The sequence below is a fragment of the Protofrankia sp. BMG5.30 genome, from assembly GCF_001983005.1.
GTDB lineage: Bacteria > Actinomycetota > Actinomycetes > Frankiales > Frankiaceae > Protofrankia > Protofrankia coriariae.
The window spans coordinates 47,041-71,087 of sequence record NZ_MOME01000011.1 but is presented as its reverse complement, the minus strand read 5'-3'; the positions used below and the strand labels follow the sequence as shown (position 1 = coordinate 71,087).

18 protein-coding genes are annotated in these 24,047 nt (G+C 71.3%); 9 read left to right on the top strand and 9 right to left on the bottom strand.

Translation table 11 applies throughout. The annotated features are described in order from the left end of the window. Positions 1-17 precede the first annotated feature (17 nt). From BL254_RS07070 to BL254_RS07055, 4 genes are all read left to right on the top strand, one after another. Positions 18-692 carry a hypothetical protein gene (locus BL254_RS07070; protein ID WP_047221410.1) on the top strand — a complete coding sequence of 225 codons (675 nt, stop codon included), beginning with the start codon at positions 18-20 and terminating at the stop codon, positions 690-692. Positions 693-703: 11 nt separating this feature from the next. Continuing rightward, positions 704-3,130: an AAA family ATPase gene (locus BL254_RS07065; protein ID WP_076842919.1), complete on the top strand. Its 2,427-nt coding sequence runs from the start codon at positions 704-706 to the stop codon at positions 3,128-3,130. 362 nt (positions 3,131-3,492) lie between these two features. Next, the gene (locus BL254_RS07060) at positions 3,493-4,785 is read left to right on the top strand and encodes a bifunctional o-acetylhomoserine/o-acetylserine sulfhydrylase (RefSeq protein ID WP_047221411.1); all 1,293 of its coding nucleotides are present in this window, start codon (positions 3,493-3,495) and stop codon (positions 4,783-4,785) included. A gap of 19 nt (positions 4,786-4,804) precedes the next feature. Beyond that, positions 4,805-5,977, top strand: coding sequence for a homoserine O-acetyltransferase (locus tag BL254_RS07055; RefSeq protein ID WP_217699244.1), 1,173 nt, complete (start codon positions 4,805-4,807; stop codon positions 5,975-5,977). 6 nt (positions 5,978-5,983) lie between these two features. Here BL254_RS07055 and BL254_RS07050 read toward each other — a convergent pair whose 3' ends face one another. The 5 genes from BL254_RS07050 to BL254_RS07025 form a co-directional block, all read right to left on the bottom strand. Further along, on the bottom strand, positions 5,984-7,375 hold the full coding sequence (locus BL254_RS07050; protein ID WP_076842855.1) for an acyl-CoA carboxylase subunit beta: 1,392 nt from the start codon (positions 7,373-7,375) through the stop codon (positions 5,984-5,986). Between the two features lie 532 nt (positions 7,376-7,907). Continuing rightward, positions 7,908-9,134 carry a beta-ketoacyl-ACP synthase II gene (fabF, locus tag BL254_RS07040; protein WP_047221414.1) on the bottom strand — a complete coding sequence of 409 codons (1,227 nt, stop codon included), beginning with the start codon at positions 9,132-9,134 and terminating at the stop codon, positions 7,908-7,910. After that, positions 9,131-9,379: an acyl carrier protein gene (locus tag BL254_RS07035; RefSeq protein WP_047221415.1), complete on the bottom strand. Its 249-nt coding sequence runs from the start codon at positions 9,377-9,379 to the stop codon at positions 9,131-9,133. Before BL254_RS07035 ends, fabF begins: the two co-directional genes overlap by 4 nt. A gap of 151 nt (positions 9,380-9,530) precedes the next feature. Continuing rightward, positions 9,531-10,469, bottom strand: coding sequence for a beta-ketoacyl-ACP synthase III (locus BL254_RS07030; RefSeq protein ID WP_076842853.1), 939 nt, complete (start codon positions 10,467-10,469; stop codon positions 9,531-9,533). Further along, a complete protein-coding gene (locus tag BL254_RS07025; RefSeq protein ID WP_047221417.1) occupies positions 10,466-11,467 on the bottom strand; it encodes an ACP S-malonyltransferase in 1,002 nt (333 codons plus the stop codon). Before BL254_RS07025 ends, BL254_RS07030 begins: the two co-directional genes overlap by 4 nt. Positions 11,468-11,627: 160 nt before the next feature. On the opposite strand from BL254_RS07025, the gene BL254_RS26905 reads away from it, so the two are divergent. After that, positions 11,628-11,786: a hypothetical protein gene (locus tag BL254_RS26905; protein ID WP_157180352.1), complete on the top strand. Its 159-nt coding sequence runs from the start codon at positions 11,628-11,630 to the stop codon at positions 11,784-11,786. A 19-nt stretch (positions 11,787-11,805) separates the two neighbouring features. On the opposite strand, the gene BL254_RS07020 is transcribed toward BL254_RS26905, so the two are convergent. The 4 genes from BL254_RS07020 to BL254_RS07005 form a co-directional block, all read right to left on the bottom strand. Beyond that, positions 11,806-13,092 (bottom strand): CdaR family transcriptional regulator, encoded by a 1,287-nt coding sequence (locus BL254_RS07020; RefSeq protein ID WP_047221418.1) that lies wholly within the window; start codon positions 13,090-13,092, stop codon positions 11,806-11,808. A gap of 83 nt (positions 13,093-13,175) precedes the next feature. Then, positions 13,176-13,859: a lytic transglycosylase domain-containing protein gene (locus BL254_RS07015; RefSeq protein WP_086055199.1), complete on the bottom strand. Its 684-nt coding sequence runs from the start codon at positions 13,857-13,859 to the stop codon at positions 13,176-13,178. Positions 13,860-13,878: 19 nt separating this feature from the next. Then, a complete protein-coding gene (locus BL254_RS07010; RefSeq protein ID WP_047221420.1) occupies positions 13,879-14,634 on the bottom strand; it encodes a tyrosine-protein phosphatase in 756 nt (251 codons plus the stop codon). Positions 14,635-14,719: 85 nt separating this feature from the next. Further along, complete coding sequence (locus BL254_RS07005) at positions 14,720-16,657, bottom strand: nucleoside-diphosphate sugar epimerase/dehydratase (protein WP_076842852.1); 1,938 nt, start codon at positions 16,655-16,657, stop codon at positions 14,720-14,722. Between the two features lie 118 nt (positions 16,658-16,775). Here BL254_RS07005 and BL254_RS07000 point away from each other — a divergent pair, with 118 nt between their 5' ends. The 4 genes from BL254_RS07000 (at position 16,776) to BL254_RS06985 (ending at position 23,725) form a co-directional block, all read left to right on the top strand. Further along, positions 16,776-18,575, top strand: a complete 1,800-nt coding sequence (locus tag BL254_RS07000) for a polysaccharide biosynthesis tyrosine autokinase (RefSeq protein WP_076842851.1) — start codon at positions 16,776-16,778, stop codon at positions 18,573-18,575. A gap of 140 nt (positions 18,576-18,715) precedes the next feature. Continuing rightward, entirely contained in the window at positions 18,716-19,645 is a 930-nt protein-coding gene (locus BL254_RS06995) for a hypothetical protein (protein WP_076842850.1), read from the top strand. A gap of 172 nt (positions 19,646-19,817) precedes the next feature. After that, positions 19,818-22,502: an alanine--tRNA ligase gene (gene alaS / locus BL254_RS06990; RefSeq protein WP_076842849.1), complete on the top strand. Its 2,685-nt coding sequence runs from the start codon at positions 19,818-19,820 to the stop codon at positions 22,500-22,502. A 260-nt stretch (positions 22,503-22,762) separates the two neighbouring features. Continuing rightward, positions 22,763-23,725, top strand: coding sequence for a 3,4-dioxygenase subunit beta (locus tag BL254_RS06985; RefSeq protein WP_254857873.1), 963 nt, complete (start codon positions 22,763-22,765; stop codon positions 23,723-23,725). The last annotated feature ends 322 nt before the right edge of the window (positions 23,726-24,047 follow it).

Genomic DNA, 24,047 nt, shown 5'->3' with positions numbered 1-24,047 from the left:
CGCCGCTGGGATGCGCCATGCCTGTCGTGTCCGCTCTCCTGGCGGCCATCGTCGTTCTCGCCGGGTGTGGCTCCGGTCGCTACGAGTACGTGACGAACAAGGACGCGGGCACGTTTCTCAAGATCCCCAGCTCCTGGCAGCACCAGCCCATGCTCGGCCCGGCCTTCGTCGGGATAGACGCTCGCAACGTCTCGCCCGAGGCGGCCCGGGTGCTCGCCTCCCGCGAGTGGGTGGTGGGGATCGACGCGGCGGCGAAGTTCGACGACAAGAACCTCCTGCTCCCGGACGCCCAGGAACCGAAGGGGTTCGTCCAGGTCCGCCAGCTCCTGCCGGAGGAAGCGGCCACGCTGTCCACCAACGACCTGCGTAACCTGCTCATCTCCATCGACGACGCCGAGCGGGAGCAGGCCGAGGAGATCCGGCGGGATCCCGAGGGGGCCCGGCTGGCGCCGCACTTCCTGCTACTGACCGACGAGGCCGTCCGCAAGGACGGCGGTGTGCACGGTGTCCATCTGATCTACCARCTCCGGGTGGACACCGGTCTGGTCACCATCGACCAGACCAGTCTTTTCGACCGGGATCAGACGATGCTCTACCAGCTCGTGTTCGCCTGTTCCGCCTGGTGCTACGACAAGCACGGTGCGCAGATCAACCAGGTTCAGACATCGTTCACGATCAAGCCGATCACCTGAGATTGAAGACCATGAATCAGACCTCGTCCTCGCAGCAGCCTGTGCAGCCGCCCATGCAGCCGTTCCAGATCGCTCCCGCCGACCCTCCGCCGCGGCCGTCGGGGCCGGTGCGCAGGCGGCTGGCCCTGTGGGACAGGGTGAAGTTCCTCGTCCTGATCGCGGCGCTGTTCGGGTTCGTGGTGGCCGCGGCCATGTCGGACAACCCGATCATGGCCTTCTCCGACGCCCTGCGCGAGCAGGTGTCGACGAGCTGGTGGCTGGTCGCGCTGTTCGCGATCGAGCTCGTCCGCCAGGTGCACATGTTCATCGGCGAACGCTCGTCGGCCTACTACGTGTTCTGGACCGACCGGATCTTCGGCCGCTTCGAGCGCCGCCTGCTGCGGTTCAACGACTGGAACCGCTACCGGCTGAGCCGGGCCCTGAAGTGGGTGGTGACCCTCGCGGTCGCTGCCTTCGTCTACGCCCGGATCCGCAACGACTCGATCTTCAACGCCCTCGTCACCCTCCCCGGTGACATCTGGGACGCGGTCCCGTTCGTGCTCCAGCTCGTCCTGTTCATGATGCTCGCCGTCGGCCAGTTCGTAGCGATCTTCTGGTTTCTCTCCCGCGGCGGTGTGGACGTCTACTTCCCGGAGGACATCAAGACCCGGTTCACCGACGTCTGGGGTCAGGACCACGTCCTGTCCCGGGTCAAGGAGGTGGTCTTCCACCTGGAGAAGCCCGAGGAGATCGAAAGCCGTGGCGGTTACGTGCCGGGCGGCATCCTGCTGTGGGGCCCGCCGGGTACCGGCAAGACCCTGATCGCGGAGGCGGTCGCCGGCGAGACCGGCAAGCCCTACGTCTTCGTCGACCCCGGGGCGTTCCGGGCGATGTTCTTCGGCGTCGGCGTGATGAAGGTCAAGAGTCTCTTCCGCAAGCTGCGCAAGCTGGCCCTCCGCTACGGCGGTGTGATCGTCTTCTTCGACGAGGCCGACACCCTGGGCAACCGTGGCCAGCTCACCGGCGACTTCGGGCGGGCGGCTCCGGCGGGCCTGGTCGACATCCCCGTCTTCGGGCCCGGCACCTCCGCCTTCGGGTCTGGCGGCACCCCCGTCTTCGGGCCTGGCGGCTTGGCGCACTCCTCGTGCAACGGGCTGGCCTATGCCAGCCACGGCAGCCGCCGGCAGCTCGCCGAGGCCCAGTTCGTCGTCCCCGGCGGCGGYGGTGGCGGCCAGTCGAGTTTCGACGGGACGCTGCAGGCGCTGCTGACCGAGATATCGGGTCTGAAGAAGCCCCGCGGCTTCCTCAACCGGGTCGTTCGCCGTGCCCTGGGGATGCGGCCGAAGCCGCCGCCGAAGTACCGCATTATGATCATGATGGCGACCAACATGCCGCAGTCCCTGGACGAGGCGCTGCTGCGGCCCGGCCGTATCGACCGCATCTACAAGGTCGGCTACCCCAGCAAGGAGGGCCGGGTACGGACCTTCCAGGGCTACCTGTCCAAGGTCCGCCACGACGTGGCGCCCGAGCAGGTGGAGCGGCTCGCCGTGATGAGCCCGTACGCCACCGGCGCGAGCATCAAGGACATGGTCAACGAGGCGCTGATCCAGGCGATCAAGTCGGGCCGGGAGGTCGTCACCTGGYCGGACCTGCTCAAGGCCAAGGCAATCAAGGAACACGGCCTGCCCGACGACCACGAGTACGTCGAKCGGGAGCGGCACAGCGTCGCCCTGCACGAGGCCTGCCACGCGGTGGTCATGTACCGGCTGCAGAAGCACATGGCGATCGACATGGCGACCATCGAGCGCCGGGGGGACACCGGCGGCTTCGTGGCCCCGGTGCCGCTGGAGGACAGGTTCGTCGACTGGCGCTCCGAGGTCGAGATCGACGTGATGACCTTCCTCGCCTCCATCGTGGGTGAGCGGATGTTCTTCGAGGGCGACCACACCCAGGGCGTCGGCGGGGACCTGCACGCCGCCACCGAGCTGGTCGCCCGCAGCATCGGACGGCACGCCATGGGCACCACGCTCACGTCACGCCCCGCACTGGCCTCCGGACTGGGCAGCAACCCGGCCTACTCGGGCAGCAGCCCGGGCTACCTCGGCGGCACGTTCGTCGCGGAGGTGGAGGCCAAGCTGCAGGAGCTCTACGCGCGCACCGAGACGATCCTGGAGGCCAACCGCCGGGAGATCCTCGCGGTCACCCACGCGCTGGAGACGAACAAGACCATCACCGGCGAGGACGTGGAAGCGATCATGGAGGGCACGCCCGGCCCCACCGTGGACGGGCGCCGCTACCACGAGCCGGACTTCCTCTCCCTCGCCGAGGAGTACCACTCCAGCGCGGTGCTGGCGCACCGTGGCCAGCGCGTCGAGCAGCTGCGGCTGCCGGACCTCACCGGCAAGGCCGCGGCCACCCCGGCGTCCGAGGGCCCGTCGGCCGCCCCCGCGTCGGCCTGAGCTGGTACGCGCTGTCGAGGCGGGCGGCCGCGGGTCGCGCGGGGCGCGTGGGCCGGGCCACCGGCAGGATCCCCGGGAGACACCCTTCCCGGGGACGAGGCCCGCTGGCGGGTGCTAGAGTCCGAAATGTGCGCTCCTGGTTAGTCATGTCGTGCGACATGCGGGAGTGCCCGGCGCGCCTGTTCGTGGACAAGACCTTTGTGGACGAGGTCTTTGTGGACGAGGTCTGTTGTCCCGCCTGACGGCCGTTGGTGATGTTCGAAATCCATGTGGCCGTGACCCGGCGGTCGCGTCCGTCCCGGTATGAGTGCTAACGCGGCCTGTCCGGCGCAGCCGCCCATTTCCGGGGAGGATCACGTTTCATGTCAGTAGAGAGCTGGTCGTTCGAGACCCGCCAGATCCACGCCGGTGCCCAGCCGGATCCGACGACCGGTGCCCGTGCCGTGCCGATCTACCAGACGACGAGCTACGTCTTCCGGGACACCGACCACGCCGCCGCGCTGTTCGCCCTCGGTGAGACCGGCAACATCTACACCCGGATCGGGAACCCCACGCAGGACGTCTTCGAGCAGCGGATCACCGCGCTCGAAGGGGGAGTGGGAGCGCTCGCGCTGTCCTCGGGCCAGGCGGCCGAGACGCTGGCGATCCTGAACCTGGCCGAGTCCGGCGATCACATCGTGACCTCGGCGAGCCTGTACGGCGGCACGTACAACCTGTTCCACTACACGCTGCCCAAGCTGGGCATCCAGGTCAGCTTCATCGAGGACCCGGACGACCTCGACGCCTGGCGCGCCGCGATCGCCCCGAACACCCGGGCGTTCTACGGCGAGACGATCGGCAACCCCAAGGGGGACGTGCTCGACACCGCCGGGATCGCCGAGGTCGCGCACGCCGCCGGTATCCCGCTCATCGTCGACAACACCCTGGCCACGCCCTACCTCTACCGGCCGTTCGAGCACGGCGCCGACATCGTTGTGCACTCGGCGACGAAGTTCATCGGCGGCCACGGCACCGCGATCGGCGGCGTGATCGTCGACGGTGGGCGGTTCGACTTCGGCGCGTCGGGCCGGTTCGCGAACTTCACCACGCCCGACCCGAGCTATCACGGGCTGGTCTACTGGGACGTCCTCGGCCACGGCTCCTTCATCGCCAAGGCGCGCGTCCAGCTGCTGCGTGACATCGGCGCGGCGATCTCGCCGTTCAACTCGTTCCTCCTGCTGCAGGGCCTGGAGACGCTGTCGCTGCGGATCGAGCGGCACAGTGCCAACGCCCAGCGGGTGGCCGAGTGGCTCCAGGCGCGGGACGAGGTGAGCTGGGTCAACTACCCGGGGCTTGAGTCGTCGAGGTGGTACGACCGGGCCCAGCGGGTGCTGCCGAAGGGCGCCGGCGCGATCCTGTCGTTCGGGATCGTCGGCGGTGCTGAGGCGGGCCGGAAGTTCGTCGAGGGCGTGGAGCTGTTCAGCCATCTGGCCAACGTCGGCGACGTACGTTCGCTGATCATTCACCCGGCCACCACGACGCACTCGCAGCTCACCGAGACCGAGCAGGCGAGCACCGGGGTGACCCCCGACCTCGTCCGCCTCTCCGTCGGAATCGAGGGCATCGACGACATCCTCGCGGACCTCGACGCCGGCTTCCGTGCCGCCAAGGGCTGACAGTAGCCCGGACCGGGCGGTGGGCGACCGCCTGCCGCCCGTCTCCGGCGCGTGGCGGGCCGGACGCGACCCGGCCGGGGCGCGCCGGTTCGTCGAGCTGCCCGGCCCGGTCGAACTGGAGAGCGGGGCGTCGCTACCCGGCGTGACAGTGGCCTATGAGGCGTGGGGGCGGCTCGACCCGACGGCGTCCAACGCCCTGCTGGTCCTGCACGCGCTGACCGGTGACAGCCACGCCGCCGGTCCGGCCGGCCCGGGGCACGTCAGCCGTGGCTGGTGGGATGCGATGATCGGTCCGGGCCGGCCGCTGGACACCGAACGCTACTTCGTCGTGTGCCCGAACGTCCTGGGTGGCTGCCAGGGGACGACCGGCCCGTCCTCGACCGCCGCGGACGGCCGGCCCTGGGGCAGCCGCTGGCCGCAGATCACCATCGGTGACCAGGTGCTGGTGGAGGCGCTGCTGGCCGACGCGCTCGGGATCCGGCGCTTCGCCGGCGTGGTCGGCGGGTCGATGGGGGGGATGCGTGCCCTGGAGTGGGCGCTGCGCTATCCCGACCGCGTCGCCAGGGCGGTGGTCGTCGCCTGCGGGGCGGCCGCGACCGCCGAGCAGATCGCCCTGTACTCCACTCAGATCGCGGCGATCACCGCCGACCCCGGCTGGCGCGGCGGGGACTACCACCACCGGCCCGCCGGTGCCGGCCCCCACGCGGGGATGGGGCTGGCTCGCCGGATGGCCCAGGTCAGCTACCGCAGCGAGCGGGAGCTCGCCGGCCGCTTCGGCAACCGGGTGCGGCCCGACGGCCGTTTCGAGGCCGAGTCCTACGCCGAGCACCACGCGGACAAGCTCGTCCGCCGGTTCGACGCCGGCAGCTACGTGACCCTGACCCGGGCGATGATGACCCAGGACGCCGGCCGTGGCCGGGGTGGGGTGGCCGCGGCGCTGGCGCGCTGCCCGGTGCCGATCGCGGTGGCCGGCGTCGACTCCGACCGGCTCTACCCGCTGTACCTCCAGCGTGAGATCGCCGAGACGGCACGGGTACCCGCCCTGGCCGGCCGGCTCGCGGTGATCCGGTCGCTGTACGGGCACGACGCGTTCCTGCTGGAGGCTGACCAGGTCGCGGACGTCATCCGAGGGGCGTTGGACGCCGCGCCCGCCGTCCCGCGGGCGAAGCCGGGACAACGGGCGCAGCAGTGACCATCGCTACAGCGGGATGTTGCCGTGGCCCGCGGCACCCGCCGGGGCGGCGGCGATGGCCTGGGCGATCGCCGCCCTGGTGGCCGCCGGGGTGACCACGGCGTCCACGACGCCCAGCTCCACCGCACGGTCGATCCCGCCGACCGCGCGCACGTGCTCGGCGGCAAGCTCGGCGACCACCTCCGGACGGCGCTGGGTCGGGACCTCGGCCAGCTCGCGCCGGTGGAGGATCCCGACGGCGGCCTCGGCGCCCATCACCGCCACCTCCGCGGTCGGCCAGGCGAACACGGCCGTCGCGCCCAGGCTGTGCGAGTTCATGGCGACGTAGGCGCCACCGTAGGCCTTGCGGGTGACAACGGTGACTCGGGGCACGGTGCACTCGGCGAACGCGTACAGCAGCTTCGCGCCGCGCCGGACCACGCCCTCCCATTCCTGGCCCACACCGGGCAGGTAGCCGGGGACGTCGACCAGGACGACCAGCGGCACGCCGAAGGAGTCGCACATCCGCACGAAGCGGGACGCCTTCTCCGCGGACGTGGCGTCCAGGCAGCCGCCGCGGCGCAGCGGGTTGTTGGCCACCACACCCACCGTCCGGCCGCCGAGCCGGCCCAGAGCGGTGACGATGTTCGGCGCCCAGCGGGGGTGCAGTTCGACCACGTCGTCGTCGAGGATGCCCGCCACCAGCGGGCGTACGTCGTAGGCGCGGCGCGGGGACTCCGGCAGCAGGTCACCGAGTTCGCGGGCCTGGACCGTGCCGATGCCGCCCTGCTCGCCGAGCAGCACGCACAACTGGCGGGTCCGGGCGACGGCGGCCTCGTCGGAGTCGCAGGTGACGGCGACGACCCCGCTGCGGCGCGCGTGCACGTCGGGCCCGCCCAGGCTGTCGGCGGTGCAGTCCTCACCGGTCACCGTCCGTACGACGTCGGGGCCGGTGACGAAGACCTTGGCGGCCGGGCCCATCACGACGATGTCGGTCAGCGCGGGGCCGTAGGCGGCACCGCCGGCGGCGGCGCCGAGCACCAGGGAGATCTGGGGGATGCGCCCGGAGTTGCGGACCGTGGCCGCGAACACCCGGCCGACCCCGTCGAGGGAGGCCACTCCCTCCCGCAGCCGGGCCCCGCCGGAATGCCAGATCCCGACCACCGGGCGGCGCAGGCGGGCCGCCGCCTCGATGGCGTCGACGATCCGCGTGCAGCCCTCGCGTCCCATCGCTCCGCCCTGGATGGCCGCGTCGGTGGCGAAGGCCACCACCGGGCTGCCCTCGACGGTGCCCGTTCCCGCCAGCACGCCGGAGGTGTCTGTGGTGGTGAAGGGCTCGAAGGTGTCGGGGTCGAAGAACTGGGCCAGCCGGGCCGACGGAGCACGCGGGTCGGTGCGTTCGAGCGTGGAGAGACTCACCGTTTATCTCCTTGGGATCCCTGGGTCAGTGACGAGAGCAGGCGAGCGCCCGCGGGCCGGGGCCGTGCCGTGGCCCGCGGGCTCATCGGATCATCGTTCCCGTTTGCGACCGGACGGGTCCTCACGGTTTTCTGTCGCAGTCACCCGTAATTTCCCGTTGTTTATGTCTGTGGACAGCGGTCGGGCCATATGATCCGCTGGTTGTGGGCATGAGAAAAGCAGGTATGGAAAAAAGTGGGTAAAGAAATCAGAGCAGAAAATCTGGAACCGAGAGAACCGGACACCTGCACACGGAAGCACCCGGCCACCGACCGCACGTCGGCCGGATGCGACGGTCGGTACCGGGTGTTCGCCATGAATATCCGGCTGAACGAACTGGCTGAACAGGACACGAACTGGCTGGACGGAATCACCGGCGGGATGGATGCCGGGTCCGGGAACCAGCGGTGGGACGCGTTGTTCCCGTCAGGGTGCCGGCAGGCCGCCGGGGGTGGCCCGGCGGTCGCTCAGGRGGTGCGATCAGGGAGCGTGCTCAGGGAGTGAAGGCGAGACAGACGTCGTGCCCGCCGAAACCGAACGAGTTCGACAGGACCGCGCCCCCGGGGATGGAACGGTTGTCGATGGACACCACGTCGAGGTCGATCTCGTCGTCGAGGGCGTCGAGGTTACGGGTGGCCGGCACGACCTTGTCCCGCAGGGTGAGGACGGCTATCACCGCCTCGACGGCCCCGGCCGCCCCGAGCAGATGCCCGGTCATGGACTTGGTGGAGGTCACCGCCACCCTGTCCAGGGCATCCCCGAGCGCGGCCCGCAGCGCGTGGGCCTCGGCGACGTCCCCGATGGGTGTGGAGGTGCCGTGGGCGTTGATGTGCACGAGGTCGGCCGCGGTCAGCCCCCCGGAGCGCAGCGCTGCACGCACGGCCCGGGCGGCGCCGGCGCCGCTGGGCTCGGGGGCGGTCACGTGGTAGGCGTCTGCGCTGGTCCCGGACCCGGCCAGGGTGGCGTACACCCGCGCGCCGCGGGCTGCGGCGTGCTCGGCGGACTCCAGGACGAGGGCGCCGGCGCCCTCCCCGAGGATGAACCCGTCGCGTCCCTTGTCGAACGGCCGGGATGCCGCCTGCGGGGCGTCGTTACGCCGGGACAGGGCCTGCATCTGGGCGAATCCGGCGAGCGGCAGCGGGTGGATCGCCGCCTCCGACCCGCCGGTGATGGCCACGTCCGCCCGGCCGGCCCGGATCATGTCCAGGGCGTAGCCGATGGCCTCCGCGCCCGACGCGCACGCGCTGACCGGGGCGTGCACCCCGGCCCGGGCGGTGAAGGCCAGCCCCACGGTCGCGGCCGGACCGTTGGGCATGAGCATCGGCACCACATGTGGGGAGACCCGGCGCGGGCCCCGCTCGCGCAGTATGTCGTACTGGTTGAGCAGGGTCAGCACCCCGCCGATGCCGGAGCCGACCACCGCGGCGAGCCGTTCGGGGTCGACCTCGGGCGTCCCGGCGTCGGCCCACGCCTCCCGGGCGGCCACCAGAGCCAGCTGCTGCACGCGGTCGAGGGTGCGTGCCTCCAGCCGCTCCAGCGGGGGTTCCACCGCGACGGGCGCGGCGATGTGAACCGGAAGCTGCTCGACCCACTCGTCGGTCAGCCGACGCACACCGGAACGGCCCGCGAGCAGACCCTCCCACGTGGAGGCGACGTCGCCGCCGAGAGGGGTGGTTGCCCCGAGGCCGGTGACGACGACCTGCCTGGGGGTGGCGGTCACGCGGCGACACCCGCCCGCTGGATGTAGGACACCGCGTCGCCGACGGTCTTGAGGCTCTTGACGTCCTCGTCAGGAATCTTGACGTCGAACTTCTCCTCGGCGGCGACGACGACCTCGACCATGGACAGCGAGTCGACGTCCAGGTCGTCGATGAACGTCTTGTCCGCGGTGACGTCGGCCGGGTCGACTCCGGCGACCTCCTCAAGAATCGCGGCGAGACCCTCCAGGATGTCAGACTGCGACATTATTCCTCCTGTTCCTCCGTGACGTCACGGACAACACGGGCGGATTTGCCCGTGCCACCATCGGCCAAACTGGTTCCAACTGGTTTTGACAAAGACCGCCGGAAGACGCGAACAACCAGGCTCGTGTCGTCCTCGGCCGATGAGATGAATCCTATGGGCAACGCACGACCTGACCACAGTAGGTCAGGCCGGCGCCGAAGCCGAAGAGCAGGACGGGGTCGCCCGGCCGCAGCTGGCCGCCGTCGAGAATCCGGCTGAATGCCAGCGGGATACTGGCGGCCGAGGTGTTGCCGGATTCGACCACGTCCCGGGCGACCACGGCGTTCGTGGCGCCGATGCCGGCCACCAGCGCGTCGATTATCCGCAGGTTGGCCTGGTGCGGGATGACACCGGCGAGCTCGGACGGCGCGACACCGGCGAGCTCGCAGGCGCGTCGGACCGTCGGGRTCAGGGTGATGGCCCACCGGAACACCGTCTGGCCTTCCATGCGGAAGAGGTTGTCGCCGTATCCGGGCACCCGGATGGCGCCGGCCTTCCCGCCGTCGTGGCCCCAGACCGCCGGGCCGATCTCGCGGGTCGGGGCGGGCCCGACCACCGCGGCTCCGGCGCCGTCGGCGAGCAGGATGCAGGTGGAGCGGTCATCCCAGTCGGTGTAGTCCGACAGCCGCTCGGCCGCCACCACCAGAACGTGTCGGGCGCTTCCCACCCGGACCATGTCCGAAGCCACCGACAGGGCGTACGCGAACCCGGCACAGCCGGCGTTGATGTCGAGCGCGCCGGCGCGCACGGCGCCCAGCCGGTGCGCGATCTGCGGCCCGGAGCCCGGGATCTGGGACGGGTTCGTGCAGGTCGCCAGCAGCACCATGTCGAGCTCGGCGGCGTCGATGCCGGCCGCGGCGAGCGCCTTCTCCGCGGCCATGGATCCCATCGCGACGATGGTCTCGTCGGTGTCGGCGATCCGGCGGGTGGCGATGCCGGTCCGCGAGCGAACCCATTCGTCGGACGTCGCGACCCGCTTGGCCAGGTCGTCGTTGGTCACCAGGCGGGCGGGACGGTAGGTGCCGATCCCCATCAGCCGGGAGCCGTTCACCGCGTTGCTCCCACGAGCCCGGCTGCGGTGGAGGATGCCGCCGCCGGATCGCCGCCGCCATCCGGATCGCCGCCGCTCGGCGCGTCCGTGTGGCGGGCGATCAGCTCACGGGCCGCGGGYAGGTCGTCAGGTGTCTTCACAGCAAGGATCTGCACGCCGGTGAGCTCCCTTTTGGCTATGCCTGCCAGCGTCCCGGCGGGTGGTAGTTCCACGATGGCGGTCACCCCGAGATCACGCATACGGGCCAGGCACAGGTCCCACCGCACCGGTGCGGCGACCTGATCGACAAGGTGCTGGACCAGCTCGGGACCGTTGTCGATGACATTACCATCGGCGTTGGACAGCTGGGCCACGACAGGCGTACGCGGGCGCAGTCCGGGGGCGACCCCGGCGAGCTGGTCGCTGGCGGGCTGCATGAAGTGGGTGTGGAAGGCGCCGGCTACGGACAGTGGGCGCAGCCGGGCGCGCGGCGGCGGCTCCTCGGCGAGGCGGGCCAGCGCCTCGAGGGAGCCGGCCGCGACGATCTGCCCGGCGCCGTTGCGGTTCGCCGCGGTCAGGTCCAGCCGGCGCAGATGCTCGGTGACCTCGTCCGGATCGCCGCCGACGACCGCCGTCATACCGGTGGGGACGCGCCCCGCGGCCTCGGCCATGGCACGGCCGCGCAATGCGACGAAGAGCAGCGCGCTTTCAGCGTCCAGAGCACCGGCCAGGACAGAAGCGGTGATTTCCCCCACACTGTGCCCGGCGACAAGAAGATTCCCCGTCCGGGGAAGGGAAAGTTGTTCGGCGGCGACAAGACCGGTCGCGACGATCAACGGCTGCGCGACGGCGGTGTCGCGGATCGTCTCCGCGGAGCCGTCACGGCCGACGTCCACAAGGTCGATTCCGACGGCCGCCGACCACCATCGCAACCGGGGCTCGACACCGCCGATCTCAAGCCAGGGTTTCAGCTGACCGGGAGTCTGGGCACCTTGACCTGGGGCGAGGATAGCGAGCACCGGACCACCTAACCCTTCCCGCCCACCGGCTGTCGCTGGCGGGCACTCACCGTTGTGCCGTCGGCTCATTGTGGGATCTCTACAAAGTGATTCGGTCGTCCCATATCTTTATTGCCCATCGCCAGGCCGGTGGGGAATTCGGTGACAGGGGCGACAAGTGATGGCAACGTGCCCCGTCGGATCAGGCGTCGGTGAGTCCGCGCTGAACGCCGTGCCGAACGCCGAACCGAACGCCGAACCGAACATGGTCGGTCACGGCAGCGAACAGCTGACGATCACGGCCGCGGCCGGCGGGCCGGCGGGCCGGCCGATCGCCTGATCGACCGGCCCGCCGGCGGTCACACCGTGGCGAGCCGGCCCAGGATGAGCGCCACGTGCAGGGTGAACCGTTCCCGGTGGTCCGTCGGGTCGAGCCCGCACGCGTCGGCTGCCTTGCGAAGTCGGTAACGGACCGTGTTGGGATGCAGGTACAGGGCGCGGGCCGTGGCCTCCAGCGAGGCACCGAAGTCGAGGTAGGCACCCACCGTCGCCAGCAGCGGTGCCCCCGCCTCCCGCAGCGGCGTGTACACGTCCTCGATCAGTGCTCGGCGGGCCCCGGTGTCGCCAGCGAGCGCTCGTTCCGGCAGGAGCGCCTGCGCGGTCACCGGGCGCGGGGCGGCCGGCCACGCCGTGACCACGTCGGCCGCGGCCAGCGCCGCGTGCGCCGAGGAGGCGGCCGTGGCCAGGTCGGCGGCGACCGGGCCGATGACGACCGGCCCGGGCCCGTAGGCCGGCAACAGGGCGTCGACGGCGTCGAGCAGGGCACGTCCGCACCCGACGCCACCGGGCCGGGCCGGCCGCCGCGCGGACCCGGCCACGAAGTCCCCACCGACGATGACGACCAGCCGTTCGTGGTGGACGCCGGTGAGCACCTCCAGACCGGCCCCGCGTCCGAGGCGGTGGACCTGGTCGACGACCACCTCGGGGGAGTGGTCCGGGGTGTCCCCGACGATCACCGCGACGGCCGGCGGATTGCGCCAGCCCAGCGCCGCCGCGCGTGACGGCAGCGCCCGCTCCACCTCGCCGCGCACGACGTGGTCCACGACGAGCGCCTCCAGCCGGGCGTCCCACGCGCCCCGCTCCTCGGCAGCGCGGGCGTAGACGACCGCGCCGGCGAAGGCGATGTCACGGGAGTAGCGCAGCACGTCGGCGAGCAGCCGCTGCTCGTGGTCGGGGCCGGCCAGGGCGGGCACCTCGGCCTCGATCGCCTCGACCGCCACCCGTACCAGTTCGACCAGGCGGCGGAAGGTGACGGCTCGGACGAGGTCACGGGGAGCGACTCGGAACACGTCCCCGGACAGCTCCCGGGCGTGCTGGGGACGCCGGCACCACTCCACGAACGAGGAGATCCCGGCCTGCACCACCAACTGGATGTCGGCCCGGTGCCGGGCCGACATGGGCGTGAACCAGGGCAGGACCTCGTGCATGCGGGCCACCGCGCGGCTGGCGAGCATGCCGCTGGACCGCTCGATCCGCCGGATGACGTCCTCGACCGCCGGGTCGACAGTGGCCGCCGGGTTCGCGGCGGGTGCCGAGTCGACGGCGGGCGGCGGGGCGGCGTCGGCGTCCGGCAGCGGCCGTGTCACCGCCCACCATTGTCGGTCATTGTTTTCTCCATCGATTTTTCCGGGGCTTCGGACGGTGCGGGGGCGAAGCCGCCGGCAGGTGTCTAGAGTTGGTTGTTGAATCGGCTGGTCCAGTTGTGGACGTTCGCGACATATGCCCGCGTCTCGGCGAAATCGGGAACTCCGCCGGCATCGCGGACAGCCGCGGGCCCCGCATTATAGGCGGCCAGGATCAGCGAGACACGGTCACCGGGCAGTTTCTGGACGAGTTGGGCCAGGTGGGCGTCGTAACGCGCGGCGGAGAGGATGGCGTCCGCCGGATCCAGCGGGTCGACCGCGCCGTCGGCATTGCCGTCGACACCGAACTGTTCCCAGGTGCCGGGCAGGAACTGCATCATGCCGCGGGCACCCGCACGGGACACCGCGTCGCGGTTGAACTTGCTCTCCACCCGGGCCTGGGCCGCGAGCTGGGCCGCGGTGAGGACACCGTAGACCGCCGCGGCATTCTGGAAGAGGGGGATCAGGTCACGCGGAACTTTCGACGCGGATCGGGAAATACCCTCCCCGCAGCCGGTGAGGACCGTGCTCAGGCAGGTCGCGGCCACGAACAGGACCAGCATCTGTGGGGCGCCGCGGGACGGCTGCCGCCGGGAGACACCGTGTACCGGCCAGGGCTGGTCGGGTCGGCGGTGCCGACGAGGCGGTGTCGCGTCCACCACCCCATTGTGCTGGGTGGTCCAGTCAGCTGTATGGACCCGGTAACACCAGTTGGTGCCAGCAGTTCGCATGGGATGTCCGCCACCCTGCTCAGTCGGTCAGGTTGGCCCGCAACGAGCGGAGCGCGTGGTCGGGCACGCCGGCGTGCCGGGCCCACCCGGCCGCGCCGCCCCAGGTGTCGTCGAGCGTGGTGAGGAAGCGGCTGATGACCTCCGGCCGGCAGCTCATGCCGTCCGTCCTGGCGCTGCTGCGGGCCCGGTCGTAGGTGGGACGCCTGGCCAGCCGGCGGTCCACCCGGTCGATCCGCTCGTTGCTCGCCACGTAGTCGGCGATGACCGCGTCCCGTTCGACCCCGGCGATGTCGAGCACGACGGCGGCCAGCACGCCCGTGCGGTCCTTGCCCGCGGCGCAGTGGAACAGCGCCGGCAGGCGGCCGGGGTCCGCGAGCAGCCGCAGGGCACCGGCGACCGCGTCCGGTGCCCCGCGCAGGTAGTCGAGGTAGTGCTCGACCCGGTCCTGCGAGGCGCGGTCGGCGACGATGAGGGGGTAGCGCGGGTCGTCGGCCATCACGAACTCGCCGGGGAGGAACGACAGGTTGTGGTAGGCGACAGCCTCGGCCGCCAGCGGGCCGCGGCCCTCCCGGGCGATCTCCGCTTCGGCGCGCAGATCGATGACCGTGCGCAGACCATAGTCGTTACGTAACGTAACAACATCGCCCTTGGTCAGCTCCTGGACGGTGTCGCCGCGCAGCAGTTGCCCCGGCCGGGTCGACGCTCCGTCCCTGGTCGGTAGTCCGCCGAGATCCCGGACGTTGTCGGCGCCGACGAGATTGAACCAGCGATCCACGCGATGACCATAACCACTGGAATACCCCCACGAGTGGCGAACGCCTCATCCGCCCACCCGGCCGGCGCGCGCCGGCAGGCATCGGTCACCGGTCGTTGCCGACCACGCTCGGTGTCTCCGCCGCGCGCGGCCGGGTTTCCAGCGGATGCGGCTCGGCGGGGTGTGGCAGGGCCGGGTGCGGCCTCGCCAGCTGGCGCAGTGTCGTGCGCAGCGCCCCGGGATCCCCCCAGGGCGCGAGCGCGAGGACCTGCTGCCGGTCGATCGCCGGCGCGGACACGTACGAGATCAGGGGATGGTGACGGCGGATGTCGCGCTCGTTGTCGTCGAAGAGGTCCTCGTGCAGCTTCTCCCCGGGGCCGAGCCCGGTGTAGACCACCTCGACCGGCCGTGGGCCGCGGCCGGCCAGCCGGCTGGCGACGTCGGCGATCCGTACCGGCCGGCCCATGTCGAGGATGAGGACGTCCCCGTTGCCGCCCAGGGCGCCGGCCTGGACGACGAGCTCCACCGCCTCCTCGACGGTCATGAAGTAGCGGGTGACGTCCGGGTGTGTGACCGTCAGCGGCCCGCCCGCGGCCAGCTGGCTGGCGAACACCCGCAGCACGGAGCCCTGGCTGCCCAGGACGTTGCCGAACCGCACGCTGACGAAGACCCCGTCGCGGGCGTGCGCGGACACCCCGGCGGTCAGCCGTTCGGTGATCCGCTTGGAGTAGCCCAGGACGCTGGTCGGGTTCGCGGCCTTGTCCGTCGAGATGTTGACGAACCGTTCGACGCCCACCGACACGGCGGCGTCCAGGACGGTCATCGTCCCCCACACGTTGGTCTTCACCGACTCGCCGGGGAAGCGTTCCAGCAGGGGCAGGTGCTTCAGCGCGGCGGCGTGGAAGACCACCTGCGGCCGGTACCGGGCGAACACGGCGTTGACGGCCTCGACGTCGCGGATGTCGCACAGCACCACCGTCTCGTCGTCGGCGGCCGCCCGGCCGTGGATGGATATCTGGACCGCCCGCAGCGCGGACTCGTCCCGGTCCAGCATGACCAGTTCCTGGGGGCGGTAGGGGTACARCTGCCGGCACAGCTGCGAGCCGATCGAGCCGCCGGCCCCGGTGACGAGCACCCRCCGGCCGGTGACGTAGCCGGCCACRGAGGCGACGTCGGTCTGGATCTGGCAGCGTCCCAGCAGGTCGGTGATGTCGAGGTCACGGATGTCGTGGACGCCGACCCGCCCGTCGATGAGGTCCGCGACGCGGGGGAGCACCTTGACGGTGAGGCCGGCGTCCTCGGCGAGGGTGGTGATCTCCCGTAACAGCGCGGCGTCGGCGCTGGGGATGGCCACCAGCAGGGTGCGGGCGCCGGTCTGGCGGGCGACCGTGGCGATGGCCCCGCGCCCACCGCGTACCCGCACGCCGCCGAGCGCCAGGTTCCAGGTGCCCGGATCGTCGTCGAGCAGGGCCACCGGCGTGTAGGGGCTGTCCGGGCTGCCCGACATCGACGCCAACACCCGGTCGGCGCCCTCACCCGCGCCGAAGACGATGATCGGCTCGCTGCCGGCCCGTTGCCGTCGGCGGCGGCGCTCCCCGGCCAGCCGCCACAGGTAGCGGACGCCGAACATCAGGACGAGCCCGGCCGCGCCCGCCAGCGGGAGGATCTCGGCCGGCATCCGCTCGGAACGGCCGAGGGCGACGTCGACGACGACGGCTCCGACCGTCGTCGACGCGACCGCGCAGACCAGCGCCAGCACCTCGTCGAAGCCGCCGAAACGGTAGCGGCCCAGATAGAGGTGTCCAGCCGTGCCGACGAAGTACAGCAGGCAGACCGCGACCGTTGTGATCATCCAGAATTCGCCGTTGGTCAACGGGGACGCGCTGAAGCGGGCGAGGTAGGCGGCGCCGAACCCGGTCACCAGGCAGGCGGCGTCGAGTCCGATCTGCAGTCCGACGTGCCGGCGTAGCCCGCCCCRCAGCAGCCGGCCGCCCGATGTCACCGGTGCGGGCGCCGATTCGCCAACAGCCTTCTGTTCATGCATGGCTCCATAGAGTAATAACTACGGATGGTGACTGTACAGATGTACATCGAGTATGTTGGTTGCTCAGAGTGTTGATATGGTTACCGGAGTACATCTCCGGGGGAGGGTTGGTCCGCTGGTGGAACTTCGGGAGTACGTCAGAGCGCTGCGCCGGGGCTGGCCGCTCATCGTGATCTGCGTCCTGCTCGGTGGCCTGTTCGCGGCGGCTGTCTCGTGGCGTCAGACGCCGACCTTCGCCGCTGTAACGACCATGGTCGTCTCGTCGTCGGACACGACCGACAGCGCCGCGGCGGCCTACCAGGGCGGCCTGCTGTCCCAGCAGCGGGTCAAGTCCTACGCCGATCTGGTGGCCAGCGACCGGGTCGCCGCGGCCGTCGTCGACAAGCTGCACCTCGACGAGAGCCCGCAGCGGCTGCGCGGCCGTATCCAGGCGCAGACCGTCCCCGAGACCGTCCTGCTGCGTGCCGTGGTCACCGACACCGACCCCCACCGCGCCCAGCTGATCGCCGACACGGTCGGTGAGGTCTTCTCCCAGGCCATCGCGCAGATCGAGAGCCCGTCCCCGGACAAGGCGCCGCTGGTCCGGGTGAGCGTGTGGGAGAAGGCGAAGACGCCGACCAGGCCGATATCGCCGCAGCCCGTGCGGGCTGTCGCGTTCGGCGTGCTGGCCGGCCTGCTCGCCAGCGTCGCCGCGGCGGTGGTCCGGCACCGGTTCGACACCAGGGTCACCACGGCCGCCGACGTCACCGCGGCGAGCGGGCTGGCGACCCTGGGCACGATCGCCTTCGACGCGACCGGCGCCCAGTCCCCCCTGATCGTGCCGGAGGGCGGGCACTCGGCGAACGCCGAGGCGTTCCGGCAGCTGCGGACCAACCTGCGCTTCGTCGACGTGGACGCCCCGCCACGCACCATCCTGGTCTCCAGCTCGATGCCCGACGAGGGCAAGACGACGACGATCTGCCGCCTGGCCGTCACCCTCGCGCAGACCGGCGCCCGGGTGGCGCTGGTCGAGGGCGACCTGCGCAGGCCGTCCTTTGGCGACTATCTCGGGATAGAGACGGCGGCCGGCCTGACCTCCGTGCTGATCGGCACCGCCGGCCTCGACGACGTGCTGCTGCCCTGGGGCGACGTCGACGGCCGGCTGCACGTGCTGCCCAGCGGACCGCTGCCGCCGAATCCCAGCGAACTGCTCGGATCCCGGGGGATGAGTGACCTGCTCGGCGAGCTGTCCGCCCGTTTCGACTTCGTCCTGATCGACGCGCCACCGCTGCTCCCGGTGACCGACGCGGCCGTGCTCGCCGCCCAGGCCGACGGCACCGTGCTGATCGTGCGGGCCAGCCGGACCCGGCGCGAGCAGGTGGCCAGGGCCGCGGACGCGCTGCGGCTGGTCGACGCCCGCATCCTGGGCGCCGTTCTCGCCATGGTCCCGGTCAAGGGGCCGGACGCCGCCTACGACGGCTATCACGCCTACGGCGGTTACGCCCCGGCCGACCCGCCCCGGGCCTTCGCGGATCATCCGGTGCTCATCCCGGCCGCGGCCCGCTCCGATCGTCCGGGGGGTGGCCGCCCAAGGACCGATCGTCCGCAGACCGAACTGAGGATCGCGGCACAGCATCAACCGTACGACCATCCCGTCGGTGGCCGCGACAGCGCCACGGCGAACGCGCGCGGCGACCGTGACCAGCTTCGAGACCAGCACCGAGACCAGCACCGTCGGGCCGGTGGCACGACCGCGGTCGCAGCCGGCACCGAGCTGACCACCGAACGCCCGGCGGACCTGACCGACGACAGCCTGGCCGACACCCTGACCGGCAGGTTGACCGACAGGCTGACCGACAGTCGGGCAGACGACGCGACGACACCGTTGACGCTCAACGCGCGGCCGGCCGGCTCCCACCGGCGTAAGCGCGGCCAGTGACAGGACGGGCCAGGACGTCGCCCACCGGGCGAAACCGACTGGACGCCCAATGTTGTGGACACGGAGAGCAATGGTACATATACTCTTCGTATTCATGCGTCAACAAGCTTGTCCGGAATCCGGGCAGGGGGAGTGCTTCCATGAGGTTTCGCACATTCGCAGTCGCGCTGCTCGTGGGGGGCGGACTGGCACTGGGTACGGCGGTGGATCCGGCGGCCGCCACACACGCCGGCCCGTCCGTCGACCATCCCGATCATCCTGATCGCCCCGGCCCGCTCGGTGCCGCCACGGTCAGCGCGCGATCGGTGTCAGTTGGCGAGTCGGTGCTCTTCGGCGGCGGTGGTTTCGCCCCGGGCGGCACCATCACCATACGGGTCAACAACAACACGGTCGGTACGGCAACAGTCGACGACCAGGGCAGCTTCAGCCTGCGGCCGCCGGCCTTCACCGCACCCGGCGACTACGTCATCACCGGCACCGGTCCATCCGCGGCTGATCCCGGCCTCGGGCTACCGGAGGGGCTGCCGGCGGGGCTGCCAGACGCCGTGGCCGAGGTCGGCGGAACGGCGCTCGACGGGCTGCCGCAGCGCACGGTGACCGCGACCGTGACCGTGACCGACCCGTCCGCCGCTCCTTCCGCCGGCGGGGCTCCATCCGCTGGTGGGAACGGCGGTGACCCGCGGGTCGGGGTGGCCGTCGGCGGCTGGGGCAGCCCCGACGGCGGTGCCGGTAGTGTCGGCGTCGCTTTCGGTATCGGTGGTATCGGTGGTATCGGTGGTGGCGGTGGTGACAGCGGTGGCGACGACACGGAAGAGCCCGCGCCTGGTGGCGGTGGCGTGGGCGTCCCGGTGGTGCTGCCCCCCGTGCCCGGGGGCGATGGCCCGGCGGTCGTCGGCCAGGAGCCGGTCCGCCCGGCCGGCCAGGAGTATCCCAGCACCGGTGGGCTGCCCTTCACCGGCGCGGAGACCGGCGCGATGGCGGCGATCGCCGCGGCGCTTGTCGGCGGCGGTGTGATCCTGCGGGTCGCGGCCCGTCGCCGCCGTCCGGGGGCGACGCCTGACGAGCTCTGAAGCGGGGCGGGGCCGCCCGGCGCACGCGGTGTGCCGGGCGGCCCGACGATCGTGTCCTGTCCGCTCGACTGGCTACGATGGGCCATCGGCGTTTGGCCGGGCACGCCCGGCATCCGCATCGCGCGCCGATGGAACGTCGATGGCGCGTCGTTCGCCGGGCAGGAAGGTCGGAATGAAGTCCGCTGAGATCGCGAGCCGCTGGCTGCGCTATTTTGCCGACCGGGGCCACACGGTCGYCCCGTCGGCATCCCTCATCGCGGACGACCCCACCCTGTTGCTCGTCAACGCCGGGATGGTCCCGTTCAAGCCGTACTTCCTCGGTGAGGTCGCCCCGCCGTACAGCCGCGCCGCCAGCGTCCAGAAATGTGTGCGGACCACCGACATCGAGGAGGTCGGCCGTACCACCCGGCACGGCTCCTTCTTCCAGATGTGCGGGAACTTCTCCTTCGGGGACTACTTCAAGGAGACCGTGATCCCGCTGGCCTGGGAGCTGCTGACCGCCCCGGTGGCCGATGGCGGCTACGGTCTGGCCGAGGACCGGCTGTGGGTGACGGTGTACCTCGACGACGACGAGGCGGCCGACATCTGGCACTCCAAGGTCGGCGTGCCCACCGACCGCATCCAGCGGCTCGGCATGGAGGACAACTTCTGGTCGATGGGCGTGCCGGGCCCGTGCGGGCCCTGCTCGGAGATCAACTACGACCGCGGGCCGGAGTTCGGCGCCGAAGGCGGCCCCGCCGTCAACGGCGAGCGGTACCTGGAGATCTGGAACCTCGTCTTCATGCAGTACGTCCGCGGTGAGGGATCCTCGAAGAAGGACTACCCGATCCTCGGTGACCTGCCCTCAAGGAACATCGACACCGGCCTCGGACTCGAGCGGCTCGCGACCATCCTGCAGGGCGTCGACAACCTCTACGAGATCGACACCTCACGGGTGATCCTCGACCGGGCGTCCGCACTGACCGGCGCCCGCTACGGCGCCGAGCACCGTTCGGACGTGTCCCTGCGGGTGGTCGCCGACCACGTGCGCACCTCGGTGATGCTCATCGGTGACGGGGTGCTGCCCGGCAACGAGGGGCGCGGCTACGTGCTGCGCCGGATGATGCGCCGCGCGATCCGCAACATGCGCCTGCTCGGCGCCCATGACGCGACCATGCACGAGATGGTCGACGCCACCATCGAGGCGATGGGCCCGCAGTATCCGGAGCTTGTCACCGACCGCGTCCGGATCGACTCGGTCGCCACCGCCGAGGAGGCGGCCTTCCTCCAGACGCTGCGCACCGGCACGTCCATCTTCGACCTGGCCGCGAGCGAGACGAAGAAGGCCGGCGGGAGCGTCATCCCCGGCGAGCGGGTGTTCCAGCTGCACGACACCTACGGCTTCCCAGTCGACCTCACCCTGGAGATGGCGGCCGAGACGGGCCTGACCGTCGACGAGGAGGGCTTCCGCCGGCTCATGACCGAGCAGCGGCAGCGCGCCAAGGCCGACGCCCGCGCGAAGAAGACCGGCCACGTCGACACCTCGGCGTACCGGGACGTGCTGGCGGCGGCCGGCCCGTCGGTGTTCACCGGATACGGCAGCGGCGCCGAGGAGGCGCGCGTGCGGGGGCTGCTGGTCGGCGGCGCGGCGGCCCGGGATGCCGCGCAGGGTGACGACGTCGAGATCGTGCTCGACCGGACGCCGTTCTACGCCGAAGGCGGTGGGCAGCTCGCCGACGCCGGCGTCATCCGGCTCGCCGACGGCACCGAGATCGAGATCCTCGACGTGCAGAAGCCGCTGCCCGAGCTGATCGTCCACCGTGGCCGGGTGCGCACGGGGGGAGTCACCCTCGGCGCGGACGTCCAGGCGGAGATCGACCCGGCCCGGCGGGCGGCGATCTCGCGCTCCCACAGCGCCACCCACCTCACCCACCAGGCCCTGCGGGACGCGCTCGGCCCGACCGCCGCGCAGGCCGGCTCGGAGAACTCCCCCGGCCGGTTCCGCTTCGACTTCTCCGCCGCCGCGGCGGTACCGCCCTCGGTGCTCGCCGACGTGGAGGAGACCATCAACCAGGTGCTGACCGAGGACCTCGACGTCCGCGCCGAGGTCATGGACATCGACCAGGCACGCCGGACCGGCGCGATCGCCATGTTCGGCGAGAAGTACGGCGACCGGGTCCGGGTCGTCTCCATCGGGGACTACTCCCGCGAGCTCTGCGGTGGCACACACGTCCGCCGCTCCGGCCAGCTCGGCCTGGTCAAGCTGCTGGGGGAGGCCTCGGTCGGGGCGGGGGTGCGGCGGGTGGAGGCCCTCGTCGGCCTGGACGCCTACCGCTACCTGGCCCGGGAGGCCGTGCTCGTCTCGCAGATCACCGATGTGCTCAAGGCCCCGCGGGCGGACGTGCCCGAGCGGCTGTCCCAGGTGCTCGGCCGGCTGCGGGAGGCCGAGAAGGAACTGGAGAAGCTGCGGGCCGCGCAGGTGCTGGCCATCGCGGGCGACCTCGCCCGGGCGGCCGAGGACGTCGGCGGGACCGCGCTGGTCACCCACCGGGCCGCGGACGGCACCTCAGCGGACGACCTGCGCAAGCTCGCCATCGACATCCGTGGCCGGGTGCCGGCGGACCGCCCGGCCGTCGTCGCGGTCGCGGCCGTGGCCAGCGGACGGCCGGTCATCGTGGCGGCCACCAACGCCCCGGCGCGGGAACGCGGGATCCGGGCCGGGGAGCTCGTCCGCGGCGCCGCGAAGATCCTCGGCGGTGGTGGCGGCGGCAAGGACGACCTCGCCCAGGGCGGCGGCAGCAACCCGGACACCATCGCGGACGCGCTGGCCGGCGTCCGGCAGGCGGTGGCCCAGCGGCAGGCGGTCGTCAACGGCTGACACACCCGGCTGACGCACCTGCCGACGGTCGCCCGGCGGGGTCCCTTCCGAGGTATCGCAGCCAGCTCCGCAGCGCATTCTCAGCCCGGGCATGGACAGCTCGGCTCAGGCACAGCTCAGCTCAGGCACAGCCAGTTCTTCGTCCAGGCACAGCCAGTTCTTCTGGTTCGTGTCCACAGTGGAACCCRCAGGAGGCAGACAGACCAGACGGACAGCCATGATCGGAKMATGTGATGCCGAACGGACAGCAACGCCGACGAATGGCGACATACGAGGGCCGGCCCGTGGCCAGGCCGGACGAGGACATCGTCGACCAGGGCCTCGGTTTCGACATCGGGATCCTGCTGGGCCGCCGGCAGATGCTGCGGCTGTTCGGCCTCGGCGTCACCGCGGCCGGCCTCGCGGCGTGCGGCAGCGGTTCGTCGTCATCGTCGTCGTCCGCGTCGTCGTCGTCCGCGGCGGTGGCCGCCGCGTCGGGTGAGATCCCGGACGAGACCGCCGGCCCCTACCCGGGTGACGGCTCCAACGGCCCGAACGTGCTGGACGACAGCGGTATCGTGCGCGGCGACATCCGGTCGAGCTTCGGCGGGGCCAGCGGTACCGCCGAGGGTGTCCCCATGACGCTCGAACTGGTCATCCAGGACCTGGCGAAAGGTGGCAGCCCCTTCACAGGCGCGGCCGTCTACGTCTGGCACTGTGATCGTGAGGGCCGTTACTCGCTCTATTCCGCAGGGGCCACCGACCAGAACTACCTGCGCGGCGTCCAGATCGCCGACTCCGCGGGGCGCGTGCGCTTCACCAGCATCTTCYCGGCCTGCTACGCCGGCCGCCGGCCACACATCCACTTCGAGGTCTATCCCGACGAGGCCAGCATCGCCGACGTCGCGAACGCCATCACCACCTCGCAGGTCGCCCTTCCCGAGGACGTCTGCGCCACGGTCTACGCCCGGCAGGACTACGCGGCCTCGGCCCGGAACATCTCGAGGGTCAGCCTGGACGGCGACAACGTCTTCGGCGACGACGGGGGCGCGCGCCAGCTCGGCACCGTCACCGGTGACGTTACCAACGGTTACACCGTCTCCCTCGTCGTCGGGGTCGACGCCGCCACTCCGGCGGGCGGCGGCGGGCCCGTGCCGGGCGGCTCCCGTCCGGGCCCGCGGTCCTGGGGCCTGCACAGTTGGATCAAGGCCCGAGGGGTGGCTGTTTTACACCTTTTGAGGTGAACGTCACAGCCGGAAACTCGGAGCGACCCTCCTTCGTTCTTCAGAATGCATCAACTAGTTACTGCAAGTGATGGCCCTGCCAGTGGCAGGGCCATCACTGACAGGACTCGGACTGGCGGTCGGATGCGGGCGGACATCGCCCACGGGCCGGCTTCGACGTGGGTATGGCTGTCTTTGGCGACCCCTTCGGAGCCGCTCCATCGCGACAGCTCTGTCCGGTGCTGACCCGACCCTGAGGAGCGTCGCGTGGCCGTCCCACACGTCCCGTCATCACCATCAGCATCATCCTCGTCACAGCACAGCCATTCGCCGCCCGCCGCGC